This window comes from Sandarakinorhabdus sp. FBCC-B8862, from assembly GCF_059745315.1.
In genome coordinates this window covers 2,593,820-2,609,797 of the sequence record NZ_CM185574.1, presented here as the reverse complement: position 1 = coordinate 2,609,797, position 15,978 = coordinate 2,593,820, and the positions used below count along the sequence as shown (strand labels likewise).

The window sequence follows — 15,978 nt, the reverse complement described above, 5'->3', positions numbered from 1 at the left end:
ACCGCCTGCGGCAAAGACAAAGCTTTGCGTGGCAAGGCCGGCTGGCGTAGCAGTGGCGGGGATGGCCATGCGCTCCTCCACCCCGCCGCCCTGGCGCCTCACTGGCGATGGCGATGGCCGCTGGCCGGTGCTGGTCACCTCCCCGCACAGCGGCCGCCATTATCCGGCGGCCTTCCTGGCGGCGTCCCGGCTCAGCCTGGCCGAACTCAGGCGGGCGGAAGATGCGCTGGTCGATGCGCTGCTGGACGGCATTGCCGGCGTGCCGGTGCTGGCCGCCACCCATGCGCGCAGCTGGCTTGACCTGAACCGCGCCGCCGACGAGCTTGATCCCGGCCTGTTCGATGGGCCGTTGCCGCTGCCGGTCACACCCGGCCCACGCGTCGCCGCCGGCCTGGGCGTGATCCCGCGGCTGGCAGCGATGGGGCAGGAGATCTATGCCCGCCGGCTCGATCCGGCAGAGGCGCAGCGGCGGCTTGATGGCCATCACCGGCCCTGGCACGCCTTGATCGCGGACCAGCTTGCGGCGGCACGGGCGGCGCACGGTGCAGCGCTGCTGCTGGATGTGCACAGCATGCCGCAGCCGCAGGGTCCACGCCCGCCGCAGATCGTGCTGGGCGATTGCCACGGCCTGGCAGCCCACCCGGCCATCATGGCGGCGATCGAGGATCATTTCCGCCGCGCCGGCTGGCGGGTGGCGCGCAATCACCCCTATGCCGGCGGCTATACCACCCATCATCATGGCCGGCCCGCGGTGGGCATCCACGCCGTTCAGATCGAAATCTGCCGCAGCCTTTATCTTGATCCGCAGCGGCTGATCCTCACCGGCGGGGCAGTGCGGGTGCGCGCCAGCCTGACGGCGCTGGTGCAGCAACTGGTGGCCAGCTGGCCTCAGCTTGCCGTGCAGCCAGGCTGGGCAATGGCGGCCGAATAATCCGAAAAGGCCGCGCCGGTGGGGGAAACCGGCGCGGCCAGGGTCTGGGCGAAAAGCCCATCGGGGACAGTGGCAGGCATTGCCACGGGCAGCAGGGGCTTGAGGGGGGAAGACCGTGCCGCCGTTCCCATGATTTGGGGGCGGCCCGCCGCTTTTCAAGAGCAGCGGGCCGGTTTTTCGCCGATCAGAAGGCGGTGCGGATGGACAGGCGGACATCGCGGCCGAACAGCGGCGCCACATCCTTCAGGAAGCTGCTGTGGCGGCGGGCTTCCACATCGAAGATGTTGTTGGCCTGCACGATCACGCTGGTGGCGCTGTCGGGCCCGAATGGCTTCCAGCTCAGGCTGGCGTTGACCATGGTGTAAGCGGGCGTGCGGGTTTCAAACGCCGCCAGCCGATCCTGCGCGGTCACATGCTCCACTTCGATGCGGCTGCCGACGGGGCCGCCGCTGGCCTCCACCCCGCCAATCATGCGCAGCGGCGGAATGCGCGGCACGGCGCCGCCGCCGGCCAGGATGGTGGCGTTGGTGTAATCCAGCAGGCCGGTCAGATCGATGCGGGTGCCGCCCAGCTGCGCCAGCTTCACCGCTGCCTCAGCCTCGATGCCCCAGAAGCGGGCATCGGCCTGGGCATATTGGAACACCGGCAGATCATCCGCTTCAGCGCCGGTGGGGGCGAGGAAGATATAATTGTCGAACCGGTTGAAGAAGGCCGACAATTCAATGCGCCAGCCGGCACCGCGGCCGCGCAGCACGGTTTCGGCCCCGATCTGGCGTTCGGTGCGGAAATTGGGGTTGCCGATTTCAAACGCCCGGGTGGCGGCGTGGGCGCCATCGGCAAACAATTCCTCGGCCGAGGGCGCGCGTTCGCTGCGCGCCAGGCTGGCCGCGAGGCGGAAGCCGCCGCCCAGATCAACCGAGCCGCCGGCCGAAACCGAAACCGAATCAAAGCGGCGCTGGCGGCCGACAGCGGCCGATTCCACCTCGCTGTGCTCATAACGGGCGCCGCCTTCCAGCCGCACGCCGCCCAGATCCACCTCCTGCAGGGTGAACAGGCCGAACTGGCGGGTCTGGTTGGCCGGGATATAGGCCTCCTCACCTTCGGCGCGGAAGTTGCGGCTGAAATATTGCACGCCGCTGGCGCCCTGCCAGCCGCCGCGCGCCTCCTGCACCAGTTCGATGCGGCCTTCCCAGCTCTTGTTGAAGAAGCTGGTGCCGATGGTGCCGTCGCTCTCCAGCTCGTCGTGGCGATAACTGGCCCAGCCGCCGCGCAGTTTCACTTCCTTGAACAGGCCGCCCAGCGGCAGGCCGGCGCGCACGTCCACCCGCGTCTGCCGCATGTCGAGCGTGATGTCGTCATGGGCATGCGGATCATGGCCGGGATCATCGTGATGTTCGACATCCAGCGTGTTGGGGATGCCATAGCGGTTGGCGAGACGGCTGACCGCCACACCGAAATTGGCACCATTGTCTCCGATCCAGCCGATGCCGCCGCCCACATCCCAGGTGCGTGCAGCGCTGTTGTCCACCCGGCCGCGGGCCTTGGCCTCATCGGCCACCCCGCCGCCCTTGGCCGCCGCCTCGGCCCGCAGTTCGCGCGAGAAGACGAACCCGCCGCTGCGATAATCGCCCGATTGGAAGAAGCTGCCATCGACATGGGCGACAAAGCCGGAGCCAAGCGCCGCGTTCAGGCTGGCGGCGATGTTGCGTTCCTCGGCCGCGCTGGCGAGGCCCGCCGATGCATCGACGTGCACCGCGCCCTCCGGCACCTCGCGCGGGATGCGCAGATCGCGCATGTTGACGACACCGCCGATGGCGCCCGACCCATAAAGCAGCGCCGCCGGGCCGCGCACGATTTCCACCCGGTCTGCCAGCAGCGGGTTGGCCGCCACGGCATGATCGACCGAGGTGTTGGAGACGTCGAAGCTGCCGATGCCATCGGTCAGCACGCGCACCCGCTCGCTGTCGAGGCCGCGCAGGATCGGGCGCGACGCGTTGGGGCCGAAGAAGCTGCTGGTCACACCGGGCTGGCGCGCCAGGGTTTCACCGATGGTGGAGCGGGTCTGGCGTTGCAGATCCTCGCCGGACAGCACTGTGATCGCCGTCGCCACCAGCTTGCGGTCGCGGGCATAGGGCGCGCTGACCACGATCTCCGGGTCCTGCTCGCCGTGCTGCTTGTCGGCCGGCGCGTCTTCGGCTGCCACCGGCGCAGACGACATGAGCAGCAGGGCAAACAGGGCACGCATACGCGACATCAGGGGCATCCTCCTAATTGGGTATGCGGCCCCATAAGATGTTACTTTATATCACGTCAAGTGGCGTTTCAGGCATGAAAAAGGGCGGTGGCCTGGCGCCACCGCCCCTTCAATTTCGCGTTTGGATCGCGCCTCAGGCCGCCTGGGCAGTGGTGGCAGCGAACTGGCGTTCGAACAGCGGGCTGATCAACGACAGGCTGAACAGATGGGCATAGACCAGGCCCATCATGCCCGACTGCACCATCTTGCGGGCCTGATCGCCGCGCAGATTCTGCAGCTTTTCCTCGTTCACCATGCGGAAACCGCGATACACGGCCGGCTGGGCCAGGCCTTCTCGCTGGATCGACACTTCGCCGTCCATCAACAGGTCCAGCTTTTCCAGCTCTTCCATGAAGCCACGGGTGCGCATCACGGCCTGTTCGAACTGCTCGCAGAACTGCAGGATGGCCTTGGTGGTGTCGCTCGGCTCGGTGCCTTCGAACAGCGGGGTGCCGTCGTTTTCCACCACGATGCCCGACGCGTCGTCAAAGCACAGCGACAGGTCCTGGGCGTCCGGGGTCAGCCGGGCCAGCATGAACGGATAGCGGCGGACGAAGGCCGGGATATAAAGATTGGCTTCCCACTGGTCATCGGCGCCCAGGAACAGGTTTTCGCCTTCCTGCAGGCCAACCAGGGCCAGCGGCGCCGGGTTTTCGCCCACGCCGAACACGATCGGGTAATGACGCTGCACAAGCGGGAATTCGTCCACGGTCACCGGGATGGCATGGGTACCGCGGGTGAAGCCCAGATCGGCACGCGGCTTCAGGCCGTGGGTGGGGTGAAGCTGCGAAGAAAGCGGTGCCAGGCTGTTGTAGAAAAGCGGCAGCTGATTGGCAGGAGGCTGAGTGGCCATGATACCCAAGGTTCTTTCTGACTGGAGTTGCAGGTTCAAACGATGCACGCCTTCCTAATGGCCAGACTGGCCGGGCGCAAGGCGATGTTGAATGGTGGTAATGTCAGGCCATCATGCCGTACAACTTGCCCGGATTCATGATGCCGGCTGGATCAAGTGCCTGCTTGATGGCGCACTGGGCCGCCAGCCTGGCAGGGTCGCCCAGTCGGGCCAGATCATCCCGCTTCAGCACACCGATGCCATGTTCGGCCGAGATCGATCCGCCGGCCGCCGCCACCAGATCATGCACCAGGCGGGTGACGGCATCGCCATGCCGCGACACCCAGGCCGCGCCATCGGCCAGCGGCGCCCGCACGTTGAAATGGAGATTGCCGTCACCCAGGTGACCAAAGGCCATGACCCGGCCGCCGGGAAATTCTGCTTCCACCGCTGCCGTGGCGGAAAGGGTGAAAGCAGGCAGATCCGACACCGGCACCGAGATATCATGGTGCACGGCCGGCCCTTCGCGGCGTTCGGCCAGCGGCAACTCCTCCCGCAGCCGCCACAGCGCCCGCGCCTGCGTGTCGGATTGGGCAATCACGGCATCATCGGCCGCCAGCAGGCCTTCGATCAGCAAATCATCCAGCGGCTGCGGCCCGGCCAGTTCCACCAGGCACTGCCAAGGGTGATCGCCCGTCAGCGGGGCGGCCTGTTCCAGAAAGCGCGCGGCCAGCGCCACACCCGACAAGGGCATCAGCTCGAAGCTTTCGACCTGACCGCCGGTCAAGCGCTGCAGGCCGCTGAGCAGCGCCAGTGCGGCCGCCGGGCTGGCCACGCCGGCCCAGCCCACGGCCCGATGGCGGGGCTGCGGCACCAGCTTCAGCGTCAATGCGGTGATGATGCCAAGCGTGCCTTCGGCGCCAACAAGCAGCTGCGCCAGATTGGGGCCGGTGTTGTCCTTCACCAGGCCTGACAGGCCGTGCAGGATCCGGCCATCGGGCAGCACCGCCTCGATCCCAGCCACCAGCGCCCGCATCGTGCCATGGCGCAGCACCTGCACGCCGCCGGCATTGGTCGAAGCCAGCCCGCCAAGCGTCGCCGAGCCCTTGGCGCCCAGCGACAGCGGGAACATCAGGCCAAGTTTCTCCGCCGCCGCGTGCAGATCGGAAAGAATGACGCCCGCTTCCGCCGTGACCAGCTGGCCGGCGGCATCAAGATTGCGGATGCGGTTCATGCGCGTGAGGCTGACCAGCACCGCCGAGCCATCGCCGGGCGGGATGCCGCCGCCCACCAGCCCGGTGTTGCCGCCCTGCGGCACCAGCGCGATACGGTGGGCCGCAGCCACGCGCACCGTCGCCGCCAACGCTTCGGCATCGCGCGGCAACAGCATCATCGGCGCCGCGCCGTGGAACTTGCCGCGCCAATCCACCAGGCGCGGCGCCATCAGTTCGGGATCGTCGGTCCAGTCCGCGCCGGCGGCGGCTTTCAGGGCGGCGAGGGCATCGGGCGAAACCGGGCGGGACGCAGGCAAAGTCATGGCAACAGGGCTTACCCCTTTTGCCGCCGTCCGAACAGGCCGCACCATTCACGGGCTGTTAAACTGCCCGGCAACAGGGAGGATGCGGGCGGGTCTGCGGCCGAGGTGGGGGCACCATGGCCGGCAACGGCGCGTCCGGCATGTTCTTGGGGGCAAGGAGCAGGTGTTGCGGAACGGGCTGAGGGTCTGGCGGCTGGGCGTGATGGCGATGCTGATGGGCATCGCCGCCAGCGGCACGGCTGCCGACCGCCGCCGACCGCCGCCACCGGCCACTCCGCTGCAAAGCTTTGACGGCGAAGCCTGGCGCCGCGTGCCGGTGCGGCCCGGCGGCATCGCACCCGCCGCACTGCCACGCGAAAAGGCGCCGCGCGCCGGCCGCCGCCGCTGCATCGCCATCGACACCATTGCGGCGGCCCAGCTGTTTGGTGACCGCGCCATCGAGCTCACACTGAAGGGTGGCCGGCGCTGGCGGCTCTATCTGGCGCAGGAATGCCCGGCGCTGTCCTTCTACCAGGGCTTTTATTATCAGCAGAAGCAGGCCGGCCAGCTGTGTGCCGGCCGCGACGTGATCGGCGCGCGTTCTGGCGGCGAATGCGCCATTGCCTCGATCATGCCGGCCGGCCGCACGAAATTGCCGCGCAAATAATCTGCACCGGCAATCCACTGTTGCACCCGCGCCACATTCAGGTGCCGCGTGCCCCCGGCAAATTGGCGCAACCCCCTGCAAGGCTGGACAAAGCCACCGCCTCCTGTCCAAACTGATGATTGCAGCGATGGCCAGGGAAGAGGCCTGATGCAACGGCAGAGGACCGGGCCGCCAGAGCCCATGCCAAAGGTCCCGCCGTCTTGGGTTTTTGGGGAGGAAGAACATGCGAATTGTGTCTGGATTCCGTGCCGGTCTGGTGGCCAGTGCGTCCATCGTTGCCATGCTGGCGCTGCCGGCCGCTGCCCAGCAGGCAGCCCAGGCCGAGGAGAACGGCATCGAGGAAATCGTCGTCACCGCGCAGCGCACCGCGCAAAGCCTGCAGGACGTGCCGATCGCGGTGACCGCCTTTGACGCCACCGCGCTTGCCCGTCAGCAGATCAACAACCCGCTCGACATCCAGCTGACCCTGCCCAACATCACCTTCACCAAGGGCAACTTCACCGGCTCCAGCTTCACCATCCGCGGCATCGGCGATCTGTGCGTCGGCGTGACGTGCGACAGCGCCACCGCCATCCACGCCGAAGGCATGCCGCTGTTCGCCACCCGCCTGTTCGAAGCCGAATTCTTCGATCTGGAGCGCGTGGAAGTGCTGCGCGGCCCGCAGGGCACGCTGTTCGGCCGCAACGCCACCGGCGGCGTGGTCAACTTCGTCAACGCCAAGCCCAAGATGGATGCGATCCATGCCGCTGGCGAAGTCGAATATGGCAATTTCGATTCGCTGCGCCTGAAGGGCATGTTCAACCTGCCGATCAGCGACACGCTGGCCGTGCGCGTGGCCGGCACCTATCTGAAGCGCGACGGTTTCACCACCAACGTGTTCAACAACACGCGCATCGATGGCCGTGATCTCTATGCCATCCGCGGCAGCATCCGCTGGCAGCCGACCGAGAACACCACGGTTGATGCCATGGCCTATTATTTCCGCGAAAAGGATGATCGCAACCGCAACCAGAAGCAGCTGTGCCAGACCGATCCCACCGGCGTGCTCGGCTGCTTGCCCGGCCGGCGTGACAATGGCTTCATCAACGCCAATTCCACCTTCGTCGGCACCTTGGCCAGCCGCGAATTCCTGACCACCCAGGGCGGCGCCGCCTTTGGTGCGCTCGGCCTCGGCAGCCTATATGCGCCTGACCCGTACAACTATGCCGGCCACACCAACCCGGCCGATGTGCGCCAGATCCGCACCGACTACACGCCGAAATATTTCGCCCAGGAAGAGCAGTATATGCTGCGCATCCAGCATGACTTCGGCGGGATCAAGGCCCAGTTGACCGGCATGTACCAGCGCAACGAGGTGGACAGCTCGATCGACTATAACCAGAGCGTGTTCAACCCGGCGGTGGCCAATGCGGCCCTGGCCACGGCGCGTGCCTTCAGCGCGGCCATCCCCGGCCTGACCAACGTGGTCAACGCTGTCAGCAGCGGCACCAGCTTCTGCACCTCGCAGCCGGTCGAAAATGGCTTGGGTGCCTATGGCGGCTTCCGGGACTGCTATTCCACACCGCAGGATTTTGACCGGTCGAACCAGATTGTCCGCGGCAAGACGCTGGAAGGCATCATCTCCTCGCAGTGGGACGGCAAGTTCAACTTCCTGCTCGGCGGCATCTATGTCGACACCGTGCTGCCGGAAAACAGCTATTATGTGAACAGCTGGGGTATCGACTATCTGGTCGGCGTGCTCGGCGCGGCGAACGGTGGCTATCTTGGCACCCCGTTCTTCCGCAACAACACCGCGCGCTACACGCTGAAGAGCTATGGCGTCTTCGGTGAAGCCTATTACAACCTGACCGACAATCTGAAGATCACGGCCGGTCTGCGGTACAACAACGACAAGAAGTTCGTTTCGGCCCGCTCCACGCTGGCCAGCTTCTTCGTGCCGTTCGGCACCACCGGCAATGCCTTCAATTCGCCGGCGGCAGCCAATTTTGACGGCGATCCCAACCGCGCCGGCATCCAGCCCTTCTCCAACCGCAACGTGAGCTTCTCGGAAGTCACCGGGCGCTTTGTGGTGGATTGGCAGATCACCGACGACAATCTGCTCTATTTCTCCTACTCGCGCGGTTACAAGTCGGGCGGCATCAACCCGCCGCTGCAGCCGATCTTCGCGGTGCCTGACACGTTCACGCCGGAGTTCATCGATGCGTTTGAAATCGGCTCGAAGAACAGCTTCCTGGATGGCACGCTGCGCGCCAACATCACGGCCTTCTATTACAAGTACAAGGGCCTGCAGCTGTCGCGCATCACCGCCCGCACGTCGGTCAACGACAACGTTGATGCCACCGTCTATGGTGTGGAAGGCGAATTCATCATCCAGCCGACCCGCCGCCTGGCGATCAACATGAACGCGTCGTACCTCAACACCCGGGTGTCGACCGACAAGTTCCTGGCCAATCCGCGCAATCCGGCTGGTGACCGCAGCGATGCGGTGATCATCAAGGATATCTCCAACGGCTCCAACTGCGCCGTGGTCAACAATGGTGCAGGCGGCCAGGCGGCCACCCGTGCCTTCGTGGCCCAAGCCAATGGCGCCATCAACGCCGGCCTGATCCCGGGTCTGCAGGCCGGCGCCGGCCTGCGCGCCCCCACCGACTTCCCGTCCGACAGCGGCCTGCCGGCCGGGGTGGGCGGTGCCTTCAGCTTCTGCGGCGTGCTGCAGGCGCTTGGCACCGGCACCCAGTTCCAGATGCTGCCGGAAGGCGTGTTGCAGAACCTGAAGGGCAACCAGTTGCCGCAGGCGCCGCAGTACAAGTTCTCGGTTGGTGCCCAGTATACCCTGGCCATCGGGGATGACATGAGCTTCGTGCCGCGCGTGGACATCGCCCACACCGGTGAAAGCTATGGCAACATCTTCAACGGTGCGATCAACCGGGTGCCCAGCTACACGGTGGTCAACGCCCAGATGCAGCTGAACGGCAAGGACGACAAATGGTATGTCCGCGCCTTTGTGCAGAACCTGACCAACAACAACGCCGTCACCGGCCTGTATGTCACCGACCAGTCGTCGGGCCTGTTCACCAACATCTTCACGCTGGAACCCCGGCGTTATGGTGTGGCGGCCGGCTTCCGCTTCTGATCAGCGGCATCTGTCACCAAGGGGGGCGGCCAGCGATGGCCGCCCTTTCCTTTTGGGTCCATCACCGCCAGCGAAGGCTCCCGCCCGCCCATTGACTTTTTGAGGCATCACCCGCATTGCCGCATGCAAGCCGGATAGCGGCTGCTTTCACAGGAACACGATGAGCTTTTCCGATCTGGGCCTTTCTGATGCCCTGCTGCGCGCCGTTGCAGACAGCGGTTACGACACGCCCACGCCCATCCAGCGCCAGGCCATCCCGTCCGTGCTGATGGGCAAGGATATCATCGCCATTGCCCAGACCGGCACCGGCAAGACCGCCAGCTTCGTGCTGCCGATGATCGACATCCTGGCCGAAGGCCGCAGCCGCGCCCTGATGCCGCGCAGCCTGATCCTCGAACCCACCCGCGAACTGGCGCAGCAGGTGGCCGAGAATTTCGAGAAATATGGCAAGAACCACAAGCTTTCGATGGCGCTGCTGATCGGCGGCGTTTCGATGGGCGATCAGCTGGCCGCGCTGGAAAAGGGTGTCGATGTGCTCATCGCCACGCCGGGCCGGCTGATGGACCTGTTTGCCCGTGGCAAGATCCTGCTCTCCGGCTGTGCCATGCTGGTCATCGATGAAGCCGATCGCATGCTCGACATGGGCTTCATCCCCGATATCGAGACCATCTGCTCCAAGCTGCCCAAGGCCCGGCAGACCCTGCTGTTCTCGGCCACCATGCCGCCGCCGATCAAGAAGCTGGCGGACCAGTTCATGGATGCCCCGAAAAGCATCGAGGTCGCCCGCGCCGCCAGCACCAACACCAACATCACCCAATGGATCGTGGAAACGCCCAGCCGCGACAAGCGCGAGCTGCTGCGCTCCATCCTGCGGCAGGAGGATGTGACCACCGCCATCATCTTCTGCAACAAGAAGACCACGGTGCGCGAGCTGACCGACAGCCTGAAGCGCGCCCGCCTGCCGGTTGGCCAGATCCACGGCGACATGGAACAGGCCGACCGCATCCGCGAGCTTGACCGGTTCAAGTCGGGCGCCATCACCATCCTGGTGGCCAGCGACGTTGCGGCACGCGGGCTCGACATTCCCGGCGTCTCCCACGTCGTCAATTATGACATGCCGTGGCACCCGGATGATTATGTCCACCGCATCGGCAGAACCGGCCGCGCCGGCCGCACCGGCACCGCCTACAGCTTTGCCACGCCCGACGATGCCGAGAATCTGGCCAACATCGAAAAGCTGACACGCCAGAAGATCGCCCGCTGGACGGGCGGCGACTCAGCCCCAGCAGCGCAAGCCACCCCGGCGCCGGCTGCCCCTGCTCCGGCTGCCCCGGCTCCGGCAGAGGCCGCTGCCGACAGCGCCCCGCGCGAGAAGCGCAAGCGTGACCGCAAGCGCCGTGGCGTTGACCGTGGCGAGCGGCCGGAACGCCCGACGCAAGCCGATGTCGCGCCTGTTGCCGTGGCCAGCAGCGAACCGGCCAAGGCCGCCAGGCCGCATTCGGAGCCGCGCGCCGAGCGTGCCCCGCGCAGCGAACCGGCTCCGCGCAGCGAGGCCGCACCGCGCCGCGCCCCCGCCGGCCGCGATCCGCTTGCCAGCTATCGCGCGCTCGCCCCGCAGGCCCCCAACCGGCACCGCAACGATGATGATGGCGAAGCCTTCATCGGCTTCGGCCCGGAAGGCGTGCCCGAATTCCTCGCCCGCCCGATCCGCCAGGCCGCCAAATAAGCCAGCAGGCATTCGCGTGCGGCGCCCCGCGGCCGCGGGCGTTCAGGCCGCGCGGTTCAAAACGCGCCGCCGGCGGCGCGCCATTGTTCCACTTCCCACTCCAGCCGCGCCGGCGGGCCGATCACCTCGCTCACCGGGCGGCGCAGCGCGGGCGGCGCCGGGCCATCGGCCAGGCCCAGGCGGAAGGCGAAGGATGGCCGCCAGGCAGCATCATCAAGCAAGGCATCGGTCTGGCCGGCAAAGCGGGCGGGCTGGCCAAGCTGGCGCTCGCGGTCAATCATTTCCGGCAGCTGGTTCAGCGGCTGCGCCACCAGCCCGGCGGCGGTGGCGTTCAGGTGCAGGCGTTGCCAGGCGCTGCCGACCAGCAGGGCGCTGCGCCGGTCGTGCGGGTTGGGGGTGAGGACCAGCCCGAACAGCGAGGCGGTGGGGAGCTGATTGTCCCTGGTGTTGGCCAGCCAATATTCACCCTCGCTGGCGGCTGACTGTTCCGGCAGCAGCGCGGCGATATTGGCCAGCACGGGCGACACGCCCGACGTGGCGATGGTCAGGCCATCCTTCAGGCGCATCGCATCACGGCGCTCGTGGCGCATCCAGCGGTGGCTGTCGGCCATCATCGCCGCGTCGGCCACGATGGCGGCGGTGGCATCGCTGGTGAGGGCGGCAAAGCGTTGCCCGCGGGCGCTGGCCGGCGTGAACAGGGCAACGCGCACATCGGCAAAGGCCGGAAAATCCAGCAGCGCCGCCAGCTTGGCCTCAACGATGCCACCGCCGCGCCAGGCGCCCCGGTGGGTATGACGGCGGCCGATGAAGGGCAACAGCCGGTGCGGCGGCGGGCCGCTGCCTTCTGGGCCCAGCACGATGCGGGCGACATGGGCGGGATTGCCGGGATCGGGCAGCAGCCGCACCCGCGCCGCCCGGCCAGCCGCGGTGGAGGCCAGCGCCATGTTGTGGATGGCGGCGCCCAGCCCGGCCAGCCGTTCGCGGCCGAACGGGTCCATGGCGCCAAGATGGCGGCCGGGCACTTCGAAAATATCCACCCCCAGCCGGCCGACCGCGAACGACCAGGGCTGGGTGTTGTGCGGGCTGGCCGCCAGCACCCCGGCGCCGACCAGCTTCAACGGGCCGATCAGCCGCCCGCTGGACCAATCATCCCAGGCGGTCAGCGCCGGATTGTCGCCACCCAGCAGCCCCTGTTGCCAGGCGCGCCCGCCAAGCCCGGCCAGCGCCAGGCCGCCGGCGCCGAACAGCAGCTGGCGGCGGCTCGGCGCGTTCATTCGGCGGGATGCGCCACGGTGCGGGCGGCTTGCGCTTCCCAGCGGGCGCGGATCACATCGGCCGTATCGCCGCTCAAGGCCCCCGGCGGGCCAAAGGCCGCCAGAAATGCCTGGCGCAAGCTGCGCGCCTTCAGCAGATCACGGCCGATGCCGACCCATTCGTGGATCGCCACCCAGAAGGGGTTGAAGGTGGCGAGATTCTTGATGATGCCATAGCGCACCGGCTCGTCATCCCGCTCCGCCTCGAACGTGCCGAACAGCTTGTCCCAGATGATGAACACCCCGGCATAGTTGCGATCGAGATAGCGCGGGTTGGTGCCGTGGTGGACCCGGTGGTGCGACGGCGTGTTCATCACCGCTTCGAACCAGCGCGGCAGCCGGCCAATCACCTCGGTGTGGATCCAGAATTGATAGATGAGGTTGAGGCCGCCGCAAAAGGCAACCAGCGCCGGCGGGAAGCCGATCAGGAACAGGGGCAGCTTGATGATGAAGGTGAGGCCGAACAGCCCGCTCCACGTCTGCCGCAGCGCGGTGGACAGGTTGTAGTGCTGGGACGAGTGGTGGATGACATGTGCCGCCCAGGCCCAGCGGATGCGGTGGCCGGCGCGGTGGATCCAATAATAGGCCAGATCATCCAGCACAAAGCACAGCGCGAAACTGGCCCAGCCCATGGGCACATCGAACAGCCGATATTGCCAGGCCCACAGCGCGATGCCAGCCGATGTGCCAGCCAGCAGCGCGCCGACAATGGTGTTGCCCAGACCCATTGCCAGGCTGGTGCCGGTGTCGCGCCAATCATAATCGCCGCGCCAGCCCAGCCGCACGGCCACCAATTCGATGATGATGCTCAGCACGAACACCGGGATGGCAAAGGCCACCGGATCGGGCAGATTGGTCCAGTTCACAGCCGTGCCGCCCAGGTGCCGGCCGCCGGGCCGAGATCGATCGCGGTTTCGGGGAACATCGGCTCATCGGGCCGGATGCGCAAAACCGTGCCGGCGCGGCTGACCAGCGGGTGATCGAGCAGGCGGACGACAAACCGGTCACCAAAGGGGCGGACCAGCGCCACCCGGCCATCGGTGGCGGCCACCAGCGCCGCCGATGCGTCCACCGAAAGCGCGGTTTCGGCCACGATCAGGCCCGGAATCGCCGCCTGTGCCAGATCGGCCGCAGCTTGCCGATTGGCCAGGCGGGGCGCGCGGGCAAAGCCCAAGAGCCGCGTGAGCAGCACCAGCACGGCCACGCCCAGCACCGAAAAGCCGAGGAGGCCGATGCGCTCCATCAGGCGCTAGCGAGCTGCCGGAGCAACGGCATCAGGCCGGCGACATTGTAGCCGCCCTGCCCCGCGGCCTCGACAATCTCTGCGGGCGCGATGCCGCCCTTGGCTGCTGCCAGCGCCCACAAATTGCAGCTGCGGGTGCCCGAACGGCAGAAGGCCAGCACCGGGCCGTTGGCCAAGGCTGCGGCCATCGCCTCGACCTGTTCCAGGCTGAAGCCGGTATGGTCGATAGGAATGGCCACATAATCAAGGCCTTGCGCAGCGCAGGCTGCGGCAATTTCGGCACCGGCAGGCTGATCGAAACTCTCGCCATCCGGCCGGTTGTTGACGATGGTGCGAAAGCCTTGGGCTGCGGCGGCAGCCACATCGTCGGCACTGATCTGCGGCGCAACCGAAACCGTGGACGTGATGGGAATGAACATGATGCTCATGCTATCGCCGCTGGCACCGCTTGTCATGCCTCCTCATTCAGGAAGTCGCGCACCAGTTTCGTATAACCGGCCACGTCTTCCAGCATCGTCACATGGCTCTGGCCCGGCAGCACGACCAGCCGCGATCCCGTGATGCCGTCGCGGATGGTCTCGTGGCAATCCAGCGTCACCTCATCATGCTCGCCGGTGGTGAGCAGGGTCGGCACCGTGATGCGGCCAAGATCGGCCCGCCTGTCCCAGTCCTTCATGCTGCCGATGATGGTGAATTCGTTGGGCCCGTTCATGATGCGATAGGCCGGCGATTTCGCGATCACGGCCGCCGTTGCATCCCAGGCCGGGCTGGTCGGCCCCGTGTGGCGATAGACATGGCGATCATAAAACAGCTGGGCGATGGCGGCATATTCGCGGCTGTTCTGCTTGCCGGCCACTTCCAGCGCGTGCAGCCGCTTACCCTTGCCATCGGGCAGTGCATCGATCAGTCGCTGCATCCCGGCACTGGCCTGCGGAACGCTGGCCAGCGCGCCTGACAGGATCAGGCGCTTCACCCCGGTGCGCGGCGCGCCGGTGAGATATTCGATCGCCAGCATCGTGCCCCAACTGTTGCCGAAGAGCATGATCTCCCGCAGGCCAAGCCAGTCGCGCAGGCGCTGCAACTCCTCAGCATAGCGGGCCACTGTGTAAATGGCCGGGTCCTCTGGCGCGTCCGACAGGCCACAACCAAGCTGGTCATACAGGATCACCTCGCGCTCGTCGGCCAACAGTTGGGCCATCGGCTCCAGATAGCGATAGCCGGCGCCCGGCCCGCCGTGCAGCATCACCAGCGGCGTCTTGCCCGGTTTGCCCAGCCGCATGAAGAAGATGCGGCCATCATTGACGGGCAGATAGCCGCTCGAGACCGGCACCTTGGCCAGCAGCGGAGCGAAGGCTGGCAGGGCCATGGTGGCGGCAAGGCCGCTCATGATGGTTCGGCGGTTGATCATGTCACGGCCTCCTCAATAGGGGATGAACTCAGTTTCGCCCGGCACCGGCGGGAAGCGGCCGTCGCGCCAATCCCGCACCGCCCGGGCGATGCGCGCCGGATCGTGGGAGACGAAATTCCATTCGATGTGCCGCCCTTCCGGCAGCGGCGCACCGCCCAGCAGCATCAGCCGGCTGGCCGCCTTAGCGACCAGTTCGGCATCACCATCGGTGGCAACGGCAAGACTGCCCACCGCCAGCGGATCGCCATCGATTTCGGCAGCCCCCGCAACCAGATAGACGCCGCGTTCGCCCCATTCAGCCGGCAGTGCCAGCCGGGCCCCAGCCGCCATCTGCACCTCCGCATAGACAATCGGATGCGGGAAGCGCACCGGGGAGGTGAGGCCCCACATCGTGCCGGCAATCACCACCGCCGACACCCCGTCGGCCACATGGCGCGGCATTGTTTTGGCCGGATGATGATCGAACGCCGGCTCACATTCGGCGTCGGCAACCGGCAGGGCGACCCAGGCCTGGATGCCGTGCATGTGGTGGCCGGCCGCCCGTTCCGCCGGCGGCGTGCGCTCGGAATGGACAATGCCGCGCCCCGCCGTCATCCAGTTCACCGCGCCGGGGTGGATATCGATGATGGTGCCCAGGCTGTCGCGATGGCCCAGCGCGCCGGCAAACAGCCAGGTGATGGTGGCCAGCCCGATATGCGGGTGCGGCCGCACATCGATGCCGGCGCCGGGCGGGAAATCAGCCGGGCCCATTTCATCGAAAAACACGAACGGCCCCAGCGCCCGGCGGCCTGGAAACGGCAGCACCCGCGCCACCGAAAAGCCGCCCAGATCACGGGTGCGGCCGGGGATGGTGGCAGAGATCGGCATGGCGGGCTCCTGATGGCAAGGCCATGGCTTGTGAGAGTTGGCTCATGGC

General features: G+C 66.9%; 13 protein-coding genes. 4 read left to right on the top strand and 9 right to left on the bottom strand.

Translation table 11 applies throughout. The features are described from left to right. Positions 1-61 precede the first annotated feature (61 nt). Complete coding sequence (locus AC6BOR_RS12580) at positions 62-931, top strand: N-formylglutamate amidohydrolase (protein WP_498058736.1); 870 nt, start codon at positions 62-64, stop codon at positions 929-931. Positions 932-1,115: 184 nt separating this feature from the next. On the opposite strand, the gene AC6BOR_RS12575 is transcribed toward AC6BOR_RS12580, so the two are convergent. The 3 genes from AC6BOR_RS12575 to AC6BOR_RS12565 form a co-directional block, all read right to left on the bottom strand. After that, positions 1,116-3,194, bottom strand: a complete 2,079-nt coding sequence (locus AC6BOR_RS12575) for a TonB-dependent receptor (protein WP_498058735.1) — start codon at positions 3,192-3,194, stop codon at positions 1,116-1,118. Between the two features lie 124 nt (positions 3,195-3,318). Beyond that, positions 3,319-4,077, bottom strand: a complete 759-nt coding sequence (locus AC6BOR_RS12570; RefSeq protein ID WP_498058734.1) for a SapC family protein — start codon at positions 4,075-4,077, stop codon at positions 3,319-3,321. Between the two features lie 103 nt (positions 4,078-4,180). Further along, positions 4,181-5,593: an FAD-binding oxidoreductase gene (locus tag AC6BOR_RS12565; RefSeq protein ID WP_498058733.1), complete on the bottom strand. Its 1,413-nt coding sequence runs from the start codon at positions 5,591-5,593 to the stop codon at positions 4,181-4,183. Between the two features lie 166 nt (positions 5,594-5,759). Between AC6BOR_RS12565 and AC6BOR_RS12560 the strand changes: the two genes are divergently transcribed. The 3 genes from AC6BOR_RS12560 (at position 5,760) to AC6BOR_RS12550 (ending at position 11,098) form a co-directional block, all read left to right on the top strand. Continuing rightward, on the top strand, positions 5,760-6,239 hold the full coding sequence (locus AC6BOR_RS12560) for a hypothetical protein (protein WP_498058732.1): 480 nt from the start codon (positions 5,760-5,762) through the stop codon (positions 6,237-6,239). Positions 6,240-6,462: 223 nt separating this feature from the next. Next, positions 6,463-9,372 carry a TonB-dependent receptor gene (locus AC6BOR_RS12555; RefSeq protein ID WP_498058731.1) on the top strand — a complete coding sequence of 970 codons (2,910 nt, stop codon included), beginning with the start codon at positions 6,463-6,465 and terminating at the stop codon, positions 9,370-9,372. Between the two features lie 160 nt (positions 9,373-9,532). After that, on the top strand, positions 9,533-11,098 hold the full coding sequence (locus AC6BOR_RS12550; RefSeq protein ID WP_498058730.1) for a DEAD/DEAH box helicase: 1,566 nt from the start codon (positions 9,533-9,535) through the stop codon (positions 11,096-11,098). Positions 11,099-11,154: 56 nt separating this feature from the next. On the opposite strand, the gene AC6BOR_RS12545 is transcribed toward AC6BOR_RS12550, so the two are convergent. The 6 genes from AC6BOR_RS12545 to AC6BOR_RS12520 are packed head-to-tail and all read right to left on the bottom strand — an operon-like array spanning position 11,155 to position 15,929. Next, positions 11,155-12,372, bottom strand: coding sequence for an Acg family FMN-binding oxidoreductase (locus tag AC6BOR_RS12545; protein ID WP_498058729.1), 1,218 nt, complete (start codon positions 12,370-12,372; stop codon positions 11,155-11,157). Then, positions 12,369-13,277 carry a sterol desaturase family protein gene (locus AC6BOR_RS12540; RefSeq protein WP_498058728.1) on the bottom strand — a complete coding sequence of 303 codons (909 nt, stop codon included), beginning with the start codon at positions 13,275-13,277 and terminating at the stop codon, positions 12,369-12,371. Before AC6BOR_RS12540 ends, AC6BOR_RS12545 begins: the two co-directional genes overlap by 4 nt. Beyond that, entirely contained in the window at positions 13,274-13,654 is a 381-nt protein-coding gene (locus tag AC6BOR_RS12535) for a hypothetical protein (RefSeq protein WP_498058727.1), read from the bottom strand. The genes AC6BOR_RS12540 and AC6BOR_RS12535 overlap by 4 nt, the downstream gene beginning before the upstream one ends. Continuing rightward, on the bottom strand, positions 13,654-14,073 hold the full coding sequence (locus AC6BOR_RS12530; RefSeq protein ID WP_498058726.1) for a protein tyrosine phosphatase family protein: 420 nt from the start codon (positions 14,071-14,073) through the stop codon (positions 13,654-13,656). The genes AC6BOR_RS12535 and AC6BOR_RS12530 overlap by 1 nt, the downstream gene beginning before the upstream one ends. Positions 14,074-14,105: 32 nt before the next feature. Beyond that, positions 14,106-15,062 (bottom strand): proline iminopeptidase-family hydrolase, encoded by a 957-nt coding sequence (locus tag AC6BOR_RS12525; protein ID WP_498058725.1) that lies wholly within the window; start codon positions 15,060-15,062, stop codon positions 14,106-14,108. Between the two features lie 12 nt (positions 15,063-15,074). Further along, positions 15,075-15,929, bottom strand: a complete 855-nt coding sequence (locus tag AC6BOR_RS12520) for a pirin family protein (protein ID WP_498058724.1) — start codon at positions 15,927-15,929, stop codon at positions 15,075-15,077. Between the last annotated feature and the right edge of the window lie 49 nt (positions 15,930-15,978).